Source organism: Spiroplasma endosymbiont of Labia minor (assembly GCF_964019845.1).
Taxonomy (GTDB): domain Bacteria; phylum Bacillota_I; class Bacilli_A; order Mycoplasmatales; family Mycoplasmataceae.
In genome coordinates this window covers 796,300-812,716 of sequence record NZ_OZ026465.1, presented here as the reverse complement: position 1 = coordinate 812,716, position 16,417 = coordinate 796,300, and the positions used below count along the sequence as shown (strand labels likewise).

The 16,417-nt window shown below is 29.0% G+C and carries 23 protein-coding genes and 1 pseudogene; 23 read left to right on the top strand and 1 reads right to left on the bottom strand.

Features of this window, described 5'->3' with window-relative positions; all coding sequences use genetic code 4:
* Positions 1 to 57 precede the first annotated feature (57 nt).
* The 3 genes from alaS to AACK85_RS04105 all read left to right on the top strand — a co-directional run bounded on the left by alaS (position 58) and on the right by AACK85_RS04105 (position 5,553).
* Positions 58 to 2,730 (top strand): alanine--tRNA ligase, encoded by a 2,673-nt coding sequence (alaS, locus tag AACK85_RS04115; RefSeq protein WP_338969510.1) that lies wholly within the window; start codon positions 58 to 60, stop codon positions 2,728 to 2,730.
* Positions 2,731 to 2,927: 197 nt separating this feature from the next.
* Positions 2,928 to 3,506, top strand: coding sequence for a hypothetical protein (locus AACK85_RS04110; protein WP_338969508.1), 579 nt, complete (start codon positions 2,928 to 2,930; stop codon positions 3,504 to 3,506).
* A 94-nt stretch (positions 3,507 to 3,600) separates the two neighbouring features.
* Positions 3,601 to 5,553: a hypothetical protein gene (locus AACK85_RS04105; RefSeq protein WP_338969506.1), complete on the top strand. Its 1,953-nt coding sequence runs from the start codon at positions 3,601 to 3,603 to the stop codon at positions 5,551 to 5,553.
* A 37-nt stretch (positions 5,554 to 5,590) separates the two neighbouring features.
* On the opposite strand, the gene AACK85_RS04100 is transcribed toward AACK85_RS04105, so the two are convergent.
* A complete protein-coding gene (locus AACK85_RS04100) occupies positions 5,591 to 6,106 on the bottom strand; it encodes a hypothetical protein (protein ID WP_338969504.1) in 516 nt (171 codons plus the stop codon).
* Positions 6,107 to 6,407: 301 nt separating this feature from the next.
* Here AACK85_RS04100 and rpsJ point away from each other — a divergent pair, with 301 nt between their 5' ends.
* From rpsJ to rplO, 20 genes and pseudogenes are all read left to right on the top strand, one after another.
* The gene (gene rpsJ, locus AACK85_RS04095; RefSeq protein ID WP_338969502.1) at positions 6,408 to 6,716 is read left to right on the top strand and encodes a 30S ribosomal protein S10; all 309 of its coding nucleotides are present in this window, start codon (positions 6,408 to 6,410) and stop codon (positions 6,714 to 6,716) included.
* A 56-nt stretch (positions 6,717 to 6,772) separates the two neighbouring features.
* A complete protein-coding gene (rplC, locus tag AACK85_RS04090; RefSeq protein WP_338969500.1) occupies positions 6,773 to 7,456 on the top strand; it encodes a 50S ribosomal protein L3 in 684 nt (227 codons plus the stop codon).
* Between the two features lie 14 nt (positions 7,457 to 7,470).
* The gene (gene rplD, locus AACK85_RS04085) at positions 7,471 to 8,097 is read left to right on the top strand and encodes a 50S ribosomal protein L4 (RefSeq protein WP_338969499.1); all 627 of its coding nucleotides are present in this window, start codon (positions 7,471 to 7,473) and stop codon (positions 8,095 to 8,097) included.
* Positions 8,097 to 8,381 carry a 50S ribosomal protein L23 gene (gene rplW, locus AACK85_RS04080; RefSeq protein WP_338969497.1) on the top strand — a complete coding sequence of 95 codons (285 nt, stop codon included), beginning with the start codon at positions 8,097 to 8,099 and terminating at the stop codon, positions 8,379 to 8,381. The genes rplD and rplW overlap by 1 nt, the downstream gene beginning before the upstream one ends.
* Before the next feature lie 53 nt (positions 8,382 to 8,434).
* Positions 8,435 to 9,271: a 50S ribosomal protein L2 gene (rplB, locus tag AACK85_RS04075; protein WP_338969495.1), complete on the top strand. Its 837-nt coding sequence runs from the start codon at positions 8,435 to 8,437 to the stop codon at positions 9,269 to 9,271.
* Positions 9,272 to 9,283: 12 nt separating this feature from the next.
* Positions 9,284 to 9,550 carry a 30S ribosomal protein S19 gene (gene rpsS / locus AACK85_RS04070; RefSeq protein ID WP_338969493.1) on the top strand — a complete coding sequence of 89 codons (267 nt, stop codon included), beginning with the start codon at positions 9,284 to 9,286 and terminating at the stop codon, positions 9,548 to 9,550.
* Between the two features lie 19 nt (positions 9,551 to 9,569).
* The gene (gene rplV, locus AACK85_RS04065) at positions 9,570 to 9,905 is read left to right on the top strand and encodes a 50S ribosomal protein L22 (RefSeq protein WP_338969491.1); all 336 of its coding nucleotides are present in this window, start codon (positions 9,570 to 9,572) and stop codon (positions 9,903 to 9,905) included.
* 19 nt (positions 9,906 to 9,924) lie between these two features.
* A complete protein-coding gene (gene rpsC, locus AACK85_RS04060; protein ID WP_338969489.1) occupies positions 9,925 to 10,719 on the top strand; it encodes a 30S ribosomal protein S3 in 795 nt (264 codons plus the stop codon).
* A gap of 2 nt (positions 10,720 to 10,721) precedes the next feature.
* Positions 10,722 to 11,135: a 50S ribosomal protein L16 gene (rplP, locus tag AACK85_RS04055; RefSeq protein ID WP_338969486.1), complete on the top strand. Its 414-nt coding sequence runs from the start codon at positions 10,722 to 10,724 to the stop codon at positions 11,133 to 11,135.
* Positions 11,136 to 11,155: 20 nt separating this feature from the next.
* Positions 11,156 to 11,539 (top strand): annotated as a pseudogene (gene rpmC, locus AACK85_RS05015) (50S ribosomal protein L29); the annotation flags it as partial.
* Positions 11,540 to 11,991: 452 nt separating this feature from the next.
* Positions 11,992 to 12,252 carry a 30S ribosomal protein S17 gene (gene rpsQ, locus AACK85_RS04045; RefSeq protein WP_338969484.1) on the top strand — a complete coding sequence of 87 codons (261 nt, stop codon included), beginning with the start codon at positions 11,992 to 11,994 and terminating at the stop codon, positions 12,250 to 12,252.
* Between the two features lie 18 nt (positions 12,253 to 12,270).
* Complete coding sequence (gene rplN, locus AACK85_RS04040; RefSeq protein WP_338969483.1) at positions 12,271 to 12,639, top strand: 50S ribosomal protein L14; 369 nt, start codon at positions 12,271 to 12,273, stop codon at positions 12,637 to 12,639.
* 19 nt (positions 12,640 to 12,658) lie between these two features.
* On the top strand, positions 12,659 to 12,976 hold the full coding sequence (rplX, locus tag AACK85_RS04035; protein ID WP_338969482.1) for a 50S ribosomal protein L24: 318 nt from the start codon (positions 12,659 to 12,661) through the stop codon (positions 12,974 to 12,976).
* Between the two features lie 20 nt (positions 12,977 to 12,996).
* Positions 12,997 to 13,557 (top strand): 50S ribosomal protein L5, encoded by a 561-nt coding sequence (rplE, locus tag AACK85_RS04030; protein ID WP_338969481.1) that lies wholly within the window; start codon positions 12,997 to 12,999, stop codon positions 13,555 to 13,557.
* A 20-nt stretch (positions 13,558 to 13,577) separates the two neighbouring features.
* On the top strand, positions 13,578 to 13,763 hold the full coding sequence (locus tag AACK85_RS04025; RefSeq protein WP_338969480.1) for a type Z 30S ribosomal protein S14: 186 nt from the start codon (positions 13,578 to 13,580) through the stop codon (positions 13,761 to 13,763).
* 38 nt (positions 13,764 to 13,801) lie between these two features.
* Positions 13,802 to 14,188: a 30S ribosomal protein S8 gene (gene rpsH, locus AACK85_RS04020; RefSeq protein WP_338969479.1), complete on the top strand. Its 387-nt coding sequence runs from the start codon at positions 13,802 to 13,804 to the stop codon at positions 14,186 to 14,188.
* 15 nt (positions 14,189 to 14,203) lie between these two features.
* Positions 14,204 to 14,746 carry a 50S ribosomal protein L6 gene (rplF, locus tag AACK85_RS04015; protein WP_338969478.1) on the top strand — a complete coding sequence of 181 codons (543 nt, stop codon included), beginning with the start codon at positions 14,204 to 14,206 and terminating at the stop codon, positions 14,744 to 14,746.
* Between the two features lie 24 nt (positions 14,747 to 14,770).
* Positions 14,771 to 15,121: a 50S ribosomal protein L18 gene (gene rplR / locus AACK85_RS04010; RefSeq protein WP_338969477.1), complete on the top strand. Its 351-nt coding sequence runs from the start codon at positions 14,771 to 14,773 to the stop codon at positions 15,119 to 15,121.
* A 22-nt stretch (positions 15,122 to 15,143) separates the two neighbouring features.
* Complete coding sequence (rpsE, locus tag AACK85_RS04005; RefSeq protein ID WP_338969476.1) at positions 15,144 to 15,839, top strand: 30S ribosomal protein S5; 696 nt, start codon at positions 15,144 to 15,146, stop codon at positions 15,837 to 15,839.
* A 3-nt stretch (positions 15,840 to 15,842) separates the two neighbouring features.
* Positions 15,843 to 16,316 (top strand): 50S ribosomal protein L15, encoded by a 474-nt coding sequence (rplO, locus tag AACK85_RS04000; RefSeq protein WP_338969475.1) that lies wholly within the window; start codon positions 15,843 to 15,845, stop codon positions 16,314 to 16,316.
* Positions 16,317 to 16,417: the final 101 nt, after the last annotated feature.

Genomic DNA, 16,417 nt, shown 5'->3' with positions numbered 1-16,417 from the left:
AAATTTTTTAAAATTATATGTGCTACAATAGGAATGTTTAATTTAGGAGAAAAAATTATGAAAAGTATGAAATCAAATGAAATTAGGAAAATGTGAATAGATTTTTTTATTTCAAAACAACATCATTTTATTCCACCGGTATCACTAATTCCTGTAGATGATCCTTCATTATTGTGAATAAATTCAGGTGTAGCAACATTGAAGCCTTATTTTGATGGAAGAAGGACACCTCCATCAAAGAGGCTTACAAATTCACAAAAATCAATTAGAACAAATGATATAGAAAATGTTGGAATTACAGCACGTCATCAAACAATGTTTGAAATGCTTGGTAATTTTTCAATTGGGGATTATTTTAAAAAAGAAGCTATTCATTTTGCATGAGAATTGTTAACCTCAAGTGAATGATTTGCAATTGATAAAGAAAAATTATATATAACTGTTTTTGAAGAAGATCAAATTGCATATGATATTTGAACAAAAGAAATAGGAATAGAAGCAAGTCATATTTTTAAGGGCACTAGAGATACAAATTTTTGAGATGTCGGTCAAGGTCCATGTGGACCAAATACTGAGATATTTTTTGATCGTGGAGAAAAATGAGATGAAAAAAAAATTGGAACAGATTTATTAAGTAAAGATATTGAAAATGATAGGTATATTGAAATTTGAAATATAGTTTTTTCTCAATTTAATAATGATGGACATGATAATTATGAAGAATTACCACGTAAAAATATAGATACTGGTGCAGGATTGGAAAGAATAACATCTATTTTTCAAGATACGCCAACCAATTTTGAGACAGATCTTTTTTTCCCAATAATTATGGAACTAGAAAAAATGGCTACAAATGGAGCTAAATATTCAATAGAAAATTATTTCAAACCAAATTTTGAACAAACTATTTTAAATACAGCTTTTAAAGTAATAGCAGATCATGTTAGAGCTGTTACTTTTGCAATAGCAGATGGTGTTTTTCCAGGTAATAAAGAAAGAGGATATATAATACGTAGATTAATAAGACGTTCGTCTATTTATGGAAGAAAATTAGGGATAGAAGAACCTTTTTTATATAAATTGGTAAATAAAGTAGTTGAGGCAATGTCTGAATTTTATTCATATATAATTCCAAAGATTGACATAATTAAACAAGCAATCAAGGAGGAAGAAATTAAATTTGCTAAAACTTTATCAAAAGGTTTAGATCTACTAAATGCAACAATCAATAAATTTAAATATATTTCTGGGAATACAGCTTTATTACTTTTTGAATCGTATGGATTTCCAATTGAATTAACCATTGAAATATGCAACGAGAAAAATATTATTGTAGACAAACAAGAATTTTACAAATTGCTTGAAAAAAATCGAGAGTTATCCAGATTGTCTAGAAAAAATATTAAAGCTTGATCAAAACAAAATGAACTTTTTACTAAACTAACTGTTCCATCAATTTTTACAGGTTGAGAGGAAGAAGAACACAAAAATTCAAAAATAGTGTTTATGTTTTCAGATGGTAAAGAAGTCACAGAAGTAAGCGATGGGGAAGTTTTTCTAATTCTTGATAAAACTCCATTCTATGCAGAGAAAGGTGGTCAAGCAGCAGATAACGGTATTTTAGTTAATAAAGATGGCGTAACCTTTAAAGTAATAGATGTTCAAGAAGGACCAAATCATCAAAATATTCATCATGTAATTTTAACTGGCACAAAATTATCAAAAAATGATATTGTTGATGCAATTGTCAATTTTGAAAAGCGTTTTTATACAATGAAAAATCACTCTGGAACACATTTATTGCATGCTGCATTAAGAGAAGTTTTAGGAAATTCAGTTATGCAATCAGGATCATATAATGATGAAAATGGATTAAGAATGGATTTTAATTTTGAAAGAAATATAACAAATGAGAAAATTAAGTTAATTGAAAATGTTGTTATCAGAGAAATAACTAAAGCTGTTCCAAGAGAAATTTATTTTACATCTATGGATGATGCTGTAAATAAATATAAAGCATTAGCATTTTTTACAGATAAATATGACGATATAGTCAGAATAGTTCGTTTTGGTGAATTTTCATGTGAACTTTGTGGTGGGACTCATGTTTTAAATACAGCAGACATAGAAGAATTAATGATTACAGGAATAGAATCTAAAGGTTCTGGAATATTTCGTGTTCATGCATTAACATCAACACAAGCAATTCTAAATTATGTAACTGAATTTTTTGATAACAAAATGGAAATTGCATCTAATGTCATGTCAAAATACAATAAATTTAAGGAATATCAAATTAATGAAGAAATAGAATCAGAATACAAAAAAATAATTAATTTAGATGTTGTTAAAAATAATATGAATTTGTTATTAATTTTATTAGAAAAATTAAACTCTAGTTATAAATTATTTGAAAAACAAGTTAAAAATATTATTGCAAATCAAAAAATTGATAAATTTAATAATTTTGATGTTGTCAAAAATTCAACGGGTACAAATATGATTAAATTAGAAACAAATTTGGATATCATTGAATTAAAATTATTGGCAGATAAAATTAGAAACAAACATAATGATGTTCTAATAATAATAACAAATACGGAAAAAAAATTAATAGTTGTTGCTGTCGGAAACAATTTAAAAAATATATCAGCAATTAAAGAATTCAATAAAATGCCAAACGTAAAAGGTGGGGGAAATGATACTTTTGCGCAAGGAATAATAATATAAAAACATAATTTTTATAAAATAGACTTCTTATTTATAATAAGGAGTCTATTTTATTTAAAAATTTTAAGTAGCTCCATTAAAAGTCAATAAATCTGTGATATAATTAACTAAATGAATACAATAAATAAAAAAATTACTTATTTATCTATAGAAATTAAATTTATGCAAATATCAAATTTTGAAAGAGGGTATATTTAATGGATTACAGAGATAATAAAGCGCAAAATAATGATCATAAACAAGAAAGTTTTTTAAATAAGACTCAAAAAACCAATTTAAATGTTAAAAATACTTTTGTAAATGCGAATGAATTAATAGACTTGGAAATGCGAATTAATGGTGGAATTCCTCTTGAAAATAATTTACCATCTGAATTATTAAGTCAAAATTTAAATTCAGAAATTAAATTAGATGATGTTTCAAACAATTATTCTTTGATGGACAAATTAGCAAATATTGAAAAAAATGTTGAAAAAGCTTTGATGCTAAAAAACTATCATAAAAATGCTAAATTAAAAAATTTTAATGATGGTATGAAAGAATTACAAAAAAAATTATCTTATTTAAGTGACGAAATTAGATTTATAGAATTTAATACATCTGGTAAAACTGAAAAATCAGATGACATGGCGATTAGACTAAGTAAAGGTTTTTCATATAATGGAGTTCCCTCAATAAATAAAAATAGAAATACACTAAATGATAATTCGCATTCCTTAAAAGTTTTAGGAAATGGAATTTTAATATGTGAATATTGTGGCAAAAAATTTAATTAAATATTGATTTTTTGCCTTAGTAGATATATAATAATTGCTTAAATGTTCAATATATGATATAATCTTAGTGAAATATGTTTAAAGTGGTGATTTTATGCAACCAGATATGATTCTAAACAATAATAAACAAAAAAAAACTAAAACAATGTTGGCAATGCATTGTTTTTCTGTAATTTTTTCTTTGCTGGCTGCCGGAGTTTATTGCTTTATTGTTTATGAAGCATCTTTGGTTTATACGATCGATTCTTCAGATGGCATAATGAATGGTTTAGCAAAATCTCCAGCTGCATCTAACATTTGATTTGTAACTAATATACTTAATATCTCTTCAACTCAAATAGGACTTCTAATTAGTCCGTTATATATATTAATTAATTCTATTTTTGTTTTGTCTGTTTTATCAATTATTTTTGAATCTATTTCATTAGCGATTGCATCAAAACAAAAAAATAAAAAACAATTAGTTATTTCTTCATTACAAATTACTATATCTTTATTAGTTATTGGCTCTGCTTTTTATGTTTTTAAATGATTTTATTTAATGGAAAGTAATGTTTCAAATAATTTAGGTGATCTATCATCTTCTATTTTATATCAATGAGGTCCATTTGATTTAAACGATGACCAAATAATAAAATGATCAGAATCAAAAGTTGATGTTATAAATCCATTTCAAATAATTGTAAGTAATAATGGAAATCACTATATTGTTTCAATGGTTAATCCAAAAAGCACAAATTATTTATTTTTATTTTTATATCTTGGGCCGGTTATTTATTCTAGTGGGTTGTTTTCAATTGTTTTTGCCATAGTGCCTATGTTTAAAAAAAGAATTAAAGTTAAAATGGCAAAAACAAAAAAACAAAAAAACAAAAAAGTAAAAGCCACAAATAAATTAGATGCCACAATGAGTGATGAAAAAGCAATAAACAATAATGACATGGATGATTTAGAAGAGATTCCACAATTGCAAAATTTTCCTGAAGAACAACATACTAAAAATTCTTTTTCTGAAATCGATAATTTAAATAATAATTTAACTGAATCAAATCAACTAAACCAGGAAACGATTGAAAATAATAATTTCTATCAATATCAACCACAACAATCACCAGAATCACTAACGTCAGAAGATCAAATGATTAATTCGCAATATTATGAACCAATAGTAGATAATAGTTTTTCGTCTTCGAATATTGAACTACAACAATCATCTTTATCATCAATTCCAATTACTGATCAAATGATTATTTCACAACCTGATTTAATGACAAATAATAATTTCACTCAATATCAACCACAACAATCACTAATGTCAGAAGATCAAATGGTTAATTCGCAATATGAACCAATAGTAGATAATAGTTTTTCGTCTTCGAATATTGAACTACAACAATCATCTTTATCATCAATTCCAATTACAGAACAAGTTAAAATTTCTCAACACGATGAACCAACAGTTGTAACAGATTTTTCGCAATTTAAGCAACCAAACTTGTCTTCATCACCAGTTATGAGTGAAACAAATAAAAAAAATAAAGATTATTTAAGGAATTTAAGAAAAAACAAAAAAATAAATAAACAATTAAAACAAAATGAAATAAATAAAAAAGATAAATTTAATAATGTAAAAAAAGTAAATGAAATAAATAGTTTTTCAAATCAAAAACGTGGACAAAATTTATTGGCAGATGAAATAAATAATATTAATAAACACATTCAAACAGAAAATAACACAAATAAATTATTGAGTGATAAAATAAATAGACTTGAACAAATAATGTTATCAATAATGAAAGAAAGATATGAAGATGTTTTATCAAAAAGACAATTATCTATAGAAGAAAGATTAAAAGAAATTTCAAATCGAGTAGGTATAATGAATGCGGAAGTATTTTTAGACAAAGCTTCTAGAAATAGTAAATTAAAAAGTTATGTTTACAATTCTCCACAACCAATGAGAGATGCAAATCAGCATTCTCACATAAGAAAGATTTTGCCAAATGGAATTACAATTTGTGAATATTGTGGTCAGAGATTAGAGTAATAATTTTTTAATTATTTATAATAAAAATGCGTTTTAGTTAAAACGCATTTTTATTTAATTGATTCTTTTTAATTTTGTTTCAAAAATCTATTACTAATATTTTATTTAGTGGTTTTATTGAAATGTGAAAGCCCCTAAATGAGAAACGACCATTATTTTTTATCGCTATTCTGCTTATTCCTATTGAACATAGCTCGTAATCGTTTTTTATAAAATCTTCTATAGAATTATTTTGAAATGTAATTGACAGCTTATTTGCATATAATTGGGTTGCCAATTCCTCGTAGTCTTTTTTATAACTAATTGCTAAGTGATGAAAAAGTTCATTTAAAAATAAAATACTCTTTTGGCTAGATGATTTAAGTACAGGTAAAATTTGTTTACTAAATAAATTTGTAAAATAGTTTTCTGCTGATATTAAATTATTGAATAAGTTTTGAGTCTTTAAACCAAACTCTGGATAACAAACATGAATTAGATATCATTTTTCTTCGTTTGAAAATTCTACATTACCAAATTGATTTGATGTTAATTGATAAACTTTTTCTGACATTTATGTTCACCTCATTTGTATTATAACATTTTTAGAATGCATGTGATTGTTGCCCTACATTGCTTAAATATTGGTTATTTTCTAATAATTTACAATTCATCTATCTTATATTTTATTATTAAAAAAAATATAGATAAATAGTAAAAAATTATCTGTTTTTAAAAAAATTTGTTGAAATTAAATGAAAATGGTTTATAATTTAAATCGCATGTGTATTTTGTGTGAGTATTTACAACACACAGGAAAGCGTTGTCTTTAAAGAAGAACACTTGTTTATAAAAATATAGGAGGACTAGTAATCTTGGCAAATCAAAAAGTTCGTATTAAACTTAAAGGATATGATCACGCTTTAGTTGATCAATCAATTGTTAAAATTGTAGAAGCTGCTCAATCAACGGGAGCTAAAATAAAGGGGCCAATTCCCTTGCCAACTGATCGTGAGGTAATTACCATCTTGCGTTCTGTGCATAAACATAAAGATTCACGTGAACAGTTCGAAATGCGAACACATAAACGTTTATTAGAATTAGTTGATACCACACCAAAAACCATTGATAATTTATCTAGAATTCAATTACCAATAGGTGTGGAAATTGAAATAAAACTTTAAAAACAATTTTTATTTTCAAAATACATGTGATTATTAATATTTTATAGGGGGATATTATGAAAGGAATCTTAGGTCGTAAACTTGAAATGACACAAATATTTTCTGCAACAGGGGAATTAATACCTGTTACAGTTATTGAAGTATTACCAAATAGTGTTTTACAAATTAAAACACAAGAAAAAGATGGTTATACAGCTTTACAATTAGGTTTGCAAGACAAACGTGTTAATTTGGTTAATAAACCAAATATGGGACACTTTAAAAAAGCTAACTCTGCTCCTAAGCGCTTCGTTAAAGAAATTCGTAATATGGATGGATATAATATAGGTGATGTAATTAAAATGTCTGACTTATTTATAGAAGGCCAATTAGTGGATGTAACTGGTGTTTCAAAAGGAAAAGGTTTTGCAGGTGTAATTAAACGACATAATTATCAACGTGGGCCAATGGGACATGGATCTGGTTATCATCGTGGAATTGGTTCTATGGGAGCCATTATTAATCGTATCTTTAAAACTAAAAAAATGGCTGGACATATGGGAGCTGAAAGAGTTACAATTCAAAATTTGGAAATTATAAAAATTAATGAATTGCGTAATTTAATTTTGATTAAAGGATCAATCCCTGGACCTAGAAAAGGTTTTGTTGTTATTAAAGAAAATATCAAAGGATTAAAAAATGTTGAAGCTGTAAAACTATTAAATAGAAAAGATAATGTTGCAGAAGCAACTGAAGCTTAAAAGGGAGTTTACATATGAAATACAAAGTATTAGATATGCAAGGTTCAGAAATTAAAAATATTGAATTAAATGATTCAGTCTGAAGCATTAAACCACATACTCAAGCAATTTATGATACAGTTATAGCTCAACAAGCAGCTTTAAGACAAGGAACTAAAAAAGTTAAAACTCGTGCTGAAGTAAGCGGTGGTGGAAGAAAACCTTGAAAACAAAAAGGAACAGGGCGTGCTCGTCAAGGATCAATTCGCTCACCACAATGACGTGGTGGAGGGATTGCTTTTGGACCTACACCAAATATTAATTATAAAAAATCAGTAAATAAAAAAGTTAGAATATTAGCTTTTAAATCAGTATTATCTGAAAAAATTAAAGAATTGAACTTAATAATTATTGATGGATTTAATTTTGAAACACCATCAACTAAAGCAATGTTGAAATCATTAACAGATTTAAAAATTGATAATCAAAAAACACTTATTGTAACAAAAACACCAGAAGAATCACTTGAAAAATCAGGTAGAAATATTCAAGAAATTAAAATTATTGATGTGCAAAAATTAAATATTTTTGACATTATGAATGCAACTAAATTGATAATTACAGAAGAAGTTGTTAAACGTGTTGAGGAGGTTTACGCATAATGCATATCACTGAAGTTATTAAAAAACCAGTTTTATCTGAGAAAACTTATATTGGTCATTCTAATGGTATTTATACATTTTTGGTAGATCGCCGTTCAAATAAAACACAAATTAAAAAAACTTTTGAAGAAATTTTTAAAGTTAAAGTAGATTCAGTTCGAACTATGAATTATGATGGTAAAGCCAAAAAAATGGGTCGTTACGAAGGTGTTACAAATAACAGAAAAAAAGCAATTATAACTTTAAAACCTGGTGAATCATTAAGTATAATGAATGATTTATAAAATAATAAAATATAATAATTAATTAATTTAGGCGAAAAATAAGGGGGAAAATTATGCCAATTAAAAAATACCGCCCCACGACAAACGGTAGAAGAAATATGACAACTCTTGATTATAGTATTCTAACAACTTCAAAACCTGAAGCATCATTGTTAGCACCAATCAACGAAAAAGCTGGTAGAAATAATCATGGTCATATAACTACACGTCATAAAGGTGGAGGACACAAACGTAAATATCGTATTATAGATTTTAAACGTAATAAACGTGATATTTTAGGTAAAGTGGTTTCAATAGAATATGATCCAAATCGTAATGCATTTATTTCATTAGTGAATTATATAGATGGAGAAAAACGTTATATATTAAATGCAAAAGGAATGTCAATTGGTACTGAAATCGTTGCATCAGAAAATGCTGATATTAAAGTGGGTAATGCCGCACCATTGAAAAATATTCCAGAAGGAACATTGATACACAATATTGAATTGCGCCCAGGTAAAGGTGGACAAATGGCAAGAGCCGCAGGTTCATCTGCTCAAATTTTAGGTAAAGATGATGATGGTAAATATGTCACTATCCGTTTGACTTCAGGTGAAGTTAGAAAAGTTTTAGCTGAATGTTATGCAACGATTGGTGAAATCGGAAACGAAGAATACAATTTAATTAATTGAGGTAAAGCAGGACGTAATAGATGAAAAGGTATTAGACCAACTGTTCGTGGTTCTGTTATGAATCCAAATGATCACCCTCATGGTGGAGGAGAAGGTCGTGCGCCAATTGGTCGTAAAGCGCCTTTAACTCCTTGAGGTAAAAAAGCATTAGGTGTTAAAACTAGAGATAAGAAAAAAGCATCTACAAAATTAATCATCCGCCGTCGCGGTAAATAGAAAAGGAAAAATATGTCAAGATCATTAAAAAAAGGACCGTTTGCAGATGATTACTTATTGAAAAAAGTAGAAAAAGCTGCAGATAAAGAAGTGATTAAAACGTGATCACGTCGTTCAACTATTTTCCCTACTTTTATCGGTAAGACTTTTGGTGTACATAACGGGAAAATTTTTATTCCTGTATATGTTACAGAAGATATGGTAGGCCATAAATTGGGCGAATTCTCACCAACACGTAAATTTGGTGGACACGGTGATGACAAGAAAAAGAAAAAATAGATAAAGGACTAAGCAAATTATGGAAGCAAAAGCAAAATTGACAATGATTCGTTTGGCGCCTCGTAAAGTTCGTCTTGTTGCGGATACCATTCGAAATAAAAAAATTTCTGAGGCACTATCTGTTTTGCAAAATCAAGATAAAAGAGCATCGCAGCCAGTTATTAAGTTGTTAAATTCAGCAATAGCTAATGCCGTAAATAATAATGGTATGGAAGCTGACCAATTATATGTTAAAACAGTCTTTGTAAATGAAGGACCAACATTAAAACGTTTTAGACCAAGAGCGCATGGACGTGCGTATGAAATTCTAAAGCGCACAAGCCATATTACAATTATTGTAAGCGACGATAAATAGGAAAGGACGGGTAAATCAAATGGGACAAAAAGTTTCTCCAAATGTTTTACGTATTGGTGTTATTCGTACATGAGATAACAGATGATACGCTGAAAAAAATGAATATGTTAAGTGATTACATGAAGATATTAAAATTAGAGCTAACTTACTAAAAGCATTAAAAAATGCTGCAATTGGTAAAATAGAAATTGAACGTACCAAAAAAGAAATTAAAATCATTATTCGTACTGCTCGCCCTGCTATTGTATTGGGGCAAGAAGGAAAAAATATTGCAAATTTAGTACTAAATATTAAAAAAATAATTAAAAATAAAAATGCAAATATCAAAATTAATGTAATAGAAATAAAAAATCCAGATAAAGATGCAGTTTTGGTTGCGCAATGAATTGGTGAACAAATTTCAAATCGTGCATCATTTAGAACTGTTCAAAAATTGGCAATTAGAAAAGCGTTACGTTCAGGTGCAAAAGGTATTAAAACATCTGTTTCAGGTCGCTTGGGTGGTGTTGATATGGCACGTACTGAAGGGTATTTAGAAGGTTCAGTACCATTATCAACTTTGAGAGCCGATATTGATTTTGCTTTGTATGAAGCAAAAACAACTTATGGTCAAATAGGTGTTAAAGTTTGAATTAATCATGGTGAAGTATTTACAGCTGAAGATTCAGAAAAATTAAGAAATTCAGGACCAGTATCGCGTAATGATCGACCAAATAGAAATTCAGCTGATGGTAAAAATTCATCATTCAAACCTAGAACGACTACAAATGATCAAAGACCCACAAAAACAGTTACTGTTAAGGAGGGTGAATAATTATGTTGATGCCAAAACGAGTTAAATATCGCCGCCCTCATCGCGTTAGTTATGAAGGAAAAGCCAAAGGTGCTAGTGAAATTAACTTTGGAGAATATGGTTTAAAATCTCTTGAGGGTGCATGAATCACTACTCATCAAATTGAAGCAGCTCGTATTGCTATGACACGTCATATGAAACGTTTTGGAAAAGTTTGAATTAGAATTTTTCCTCATATGGCAAAAACAAAAAAACCTTTAGAAGTTCGTATGGGATCTGGTAAAGGAGCACCTGAAGACTGAGTTGCAGTTGTAAAAGATGGAACTTTTATGTTTGAAGTTGCTGGCGTTTCTGAAGAAGTTGCAAGAGAGGCTTTACGCCTAGCTATGCATAAATTACCAGTGCGTTGCAAAATTGTTAAAAGAGGTGACAATTAATGAGTAAACATACTGATTTAATGTTGGAATTACGTACAAAATCAATTGATGAATTATTTCAAATGGATGAAGATAGACGTGCTGAATTATTTGGATTAAGATTTCAAGCAGCTATTGGTTCTTTGGGTCAAACACATCGTATTACAGAATTACGTCGTGAAATTGCTCGCATTGAATTGTTAATATCTGATTTAAAACGTAATGGTCAAAAAACAAGCAAAAATATAAAAGCTGATTATGCAGAAGCAGTTATAAAAGCTGAAAAAGCAGGTAAAGAAATACGTAAACAACAACGTGAACAAATTGAAGAAATGCAAAAAGCACAAGCAGGTAATTCAAGTTTAGATTCACCAATTGATGAAGATATGATTGCAAAAGCAATGGCAGCAGCTTCTGGTGAAACTGAAAATGCAGAAATAATTTTAGATTCTAAACAAGAAAATGAGGTTGAAACACCAGTTGTCAAAAAACCAACTGTAAAAGAAACAAAAACTCAAACACCAGTTGTCAAAAAACCAACAACAAAAACTGTTTCTGAACCAAAATCAATTGATAGAGGTGTTGCTATTGGAACTGGAGTTGGCGATGCAAGAGCAAGAGCAGCAGCCGCAGCGGCGGATGCAGCAAAAAAAATTAATAGAGATGCAATTAAACATGAAAATGTTGAAGAAATTAATTTGCGTTTAAAAACAAAAGATGAAAATGCAAAAACTTATACATATGGATCTAATGTTGCAGACGCTAAACAACAAATAGAAGCTGGAATTAGCAAAAATTCTAAAAAAATTACTTCTACAAAAAGTGATGCAAATAATAAACCAAAAACAACAACGACAAAAAAAGGAGCGACTAAATAATGGAAAAACGTAATAGTAGACGTGTTTTATCTGGACGTGTAGTTTCAGACAAAATGGATAAAACAATAACAGTTTTAGTTGAAACTTATAAAAACCATCCAACATATAAAAAACGTGTTAAATATTCAAAAAAATACAAAGCACATGATGAAAATCAAGAAGCACGAATTGGTGATGTAGTAGAGATTATGGAAACTAGACCTCTAGCTGCCACAAAGAATTTTCGCTTAGTTAGAATTATTTCTAAAGCTGTTTTATAAGAGTCAGGAGTAGATAGTATGATACAAAATGAGTCGTATTTAAAAGTTGCAGATAATTCGGGTGCTAAAGAAATTTCAGTAATTCGTAATTTGGGTGGATCAAAACGTAAATTTACAGGAATAGGTGATATTGTGGTTGCAGCTGTTAAATCTGCAACTCCTGGTGGAACCATTAAAAAAGGTCAAGTTGTTAAAGCGGTAATTGTAAGAACATGCCGTGAATTAAGAAGAAATGATGGAACTTATATTAAATTTTCAGAAAATGCCGCTGTGATTGTCAAAGATGATAAATCGCCACGTGGTACGCGTATTTTTGGGCCAATTGCTCGTGAAGTAAAAGATGCAGGTTTTGTAAAAATAGCATCTCTTGCTCCAGAAGTACTTTAATTTTGAGGGGGACAATAAAATGATTAAATCACGTATTGTAAAAGGTGACGTTATTAAAGTTATCTCAGGTTCAAATAAAGGACATTCAGGACCAGTAATTAAAGTTTCAAAAGATAAAACACGCGTACAAATTGAAGGATTAAATCAAATTAAACATTTTAAACCAACACAATCTGATTCAGAAGGTGGAATTCGTGAAATTCCAAAACCTATTCATATATCAAATGTGGCTGTTGTTGATCCAAAAAATAAAGATTTAACAAGCCGTGTTGGTTATTCAATAACTGCAGATGGAAAACATAGAATTGCCAAAAGAAGCAATTCTAAACTAAAATAATAAGGAGGAATGTTTAAGTTATGGCAAAAGTAAAAGAATATAAAAATAAATTGCAAGAAAACTATAAAAGCAAAATTGCTCCTGAATTATTTAAAGAACATGGTTATAAATCAATTATGGAAGTGCCAAAGGTTTCTAAAATTGTTATAAACATGGGTATAGGAGATGCAGTTCATGATTCTAAAAAATTAGATAATGCTGCAAATGAGTTAATGCAATTGACAGGTCAAAAACCATTAGTTACAAAAGCTAAAAAATCTTTGGCTGTCTTTAAATTACGTGAAGGGATGCCTATTGGTATTAAAGTTACTTTAAGAGGACAAAAAATGTATGACTTTTTAGTTCGTTTAATAGATGTAGCGTTACCTCGTGTGCGTGATTTTAGAGGTGTCTCAAAAAATGCGTTTGATGGTCAAGGCAATTATACTTTGGGAATTAAAGAGCAAATAATTTTTCCTGAAATAGATTATGATAAAGTTCAAAAAGTCAATGGTATGGACATCACATTTGTGACAACTGCAAAAACTAATAATGATGGGTTCTTATTACTACAAAAAATGGGTTTACCATTTGAAAAATAAGAAAGAGGTTCAATGAAATTATGGCAAGAAAAGCATTAAAAGTTAAACAAATCAAAAAGCAAAAATTTACTGTTAGAGAATACACAAGATGTGGACATTGTGGAAGACCACATTCAGTTTTACGCAAATTCAATTTATGCCGTTTATGTTTCCGTGACTTTGCTTACAAAGGGCAAATTCCTGGAATAACAAAAGCTTCATGATAAAAATTATAAAATTGAAATAGAAAAGGAAATGAAGATAAATGACAGATGTAATTGCAGATATGCTTACTCGCATTAGAAATGCAAATCAAAGATATCACGAAACTGTGTTAATTCCAGGTAGTAAACTAAAACACGAAATAGCAAATATTTTAAAAGGTGAAGGTTTTATAGAAGATTTTTCAGAATCAAAAGATTTTAAAAAAGATATTACTGTGAAATTGAAGTATCAAGGTAAAGCTCGTGTAATTCAAGGATTAAAACGTATTTCAAAACCTGGTTTACGTGTTTATTCAGAAGCGGCAAATATTCCTAAAGTTTTAAATGGATTAGGAATTGCAATTGTTTCAACATCAAAAGGTATTATGACAGATAAACAAGCACGCCAACAAAGTGTTGGTGGAGAAGTGCTTGCATTTGTTTGATAATTTAGGAGGTTAATTATGAGTCGTATTGGAAATCGTATTTTAACTGTTCCTAATGGTGTTGAAGTTAAAATTGAATCAAATAATAAATTAGTAATTAAAGGAACCAAAGGTGAATTAACACAAACTTTTTCGCCATTAATAAAAATAGTTATTGAAGATGGTAAAGTGTCAACTTTACGTCAAAACGAATTAAAACATACAAAACAATTACATGGAACAACAAATTCATTAATTCAAGGTATGTTAGTTGGTGTGTCTGAAGGATATGTAAAGGAATTAGAAATTGTAGGTGTTGGTTATCGTGCTGCACTTGCTGGTGATAAATTAAATTTATCATTAGGATATTCACATCCAATTGCATTTGAAATACCAAAGAATATTTCAATTGAAGTTCCAAAACCAACTGAACTTAAAATATCAGGAATTGACAAACAATTGGTAGGAGAAGTTGCTGCGAATATTAGAAAATATCGTCGTCCAGAACCTTATAAAGGTAAGGGGATTAAATACAAAGGTGAAAAATTGATTAGAAAAGAAGGGAAATCAGCCGGAAAATAATTCGACTGAATGGGTTTTAAGATTATGAAATATTCAAAACAAGAATCAAGAAAACGCAGACATTTCCGCGTTCGCAACAAAATTGTTGGTACATCAACAAGACCAAGACTTAATGTATTTAAATCGAACACTAATTTTTATGCACAAATTATTGATGACAGTAAAGGAATTACATTGTTATCAGCATCTACATTGAAAATGCCAATTAAAAATAAATCAAATATTGCAGCAGCAGAAGTAGTTGCAGCAGAAATTGTAGCTAAAGCTAAAACAGCAAAAATTTCAGAAGTTGTTTTTGATCGCGGAGGCTATTTATATCACGGAAAAGTTAAAGCTTTTGCTGAAGCTGCTCGTAAAGCAGGTTTGGTATTTTAATAGTAGGGAAAGGTAAAATAAAATGAGTATAGAAGAAAAAAACTCAACCACTCCTGTAACTGCAGATGCCAAAACTGTAGTTCGTCCATCTTATGCTGGACAAGGGCCAAAAGGTCCTCGTGACAATAAAAGTCATGATGGGAAATTTCGTAAAGATAGAACAGATCATCGTTTTGATAAAGAAAATGATCCTTTTGAAGAAAAAGTGGTTACAATTAATCGTGTTACAAAAGTAACAAAAGGTGGAAGACATTTTAGATTTGCAGCAGTAGTTGTTGTAGGCGATAAAAAAGGTCGTGTTGGATTTGGAACCGGAAAAGCAAATGAAGTTCCAGATGCAATTAAAAAAGCAATCAAAGAAGCACGTAAAACTGTTCAACGTATTACTTTGGATGGTACAACAGTGCCACATGAAATTATAGGTCATTTTGGAGCTGGAAGAGTTTTGATTAAACCAGCTAAAAAAGGTACTGGTGTAATTGCTGGTGGGCCTGCACGTGCGGTTATTGAATTAGCAGGTGTTGCAGATGTTTATGCAAAATCATTAGGTTCAAATACACCAATTAATATGATCCGTGCAACAGTTGCTGGATTGAGAAGTATGAAATCTGCAAAAAGAATTTCTAAATTACGTGAACCAGTTAATATTATTTCAAAAGAAGCTAGAATTGCTCCATCAACAGAATTAAAAAAAATAAGATCAAAAGGGGTTAATTAAGTTATGAAATTGCATGAATTAAAATATACTCCTGGAAGTCAAAAAGATGAAACTAGAGTTGGTCGTGGAACTGGATCTGGAAGAGGTAAAACTTCTACACGTGGACACAAAGGACAAAATTCTCGTTCAGGTGGAGGAGTTCGCCTTGGATTTGAAGGTGGACAAACCCCTCTATTTAGACGTTTGCCAAAAATAGGTTTTGTTTCAATGAATAAAAAAGATTATAAAATTTTTAATCTAAATCAATTAGAAAATTTGGAATTATCTGAAATTTCACATCAAACTTTATTTGAAAAACATCAAATTAAAAATTTACGTACTTTGATTAAAATTTTGGGTAATGGAGAAATTACAAAACCTATTAATGTAAAAGTTAATAAAATTTCAGTTTCTGCAGCAACAGCAATTAAAAAAAGTGGTGGAACAGTTGAGATAATTACAAATTCACCTGAAAAAAATAAATTAACAAATTATTAATTATCTTTAATTAATAATTTTTTTTATTTTTTATAGCAATTTATATATTTAATGCTAAATTATTCTTTATTATGAATGTTTATGTTATTCTATATAAGTGT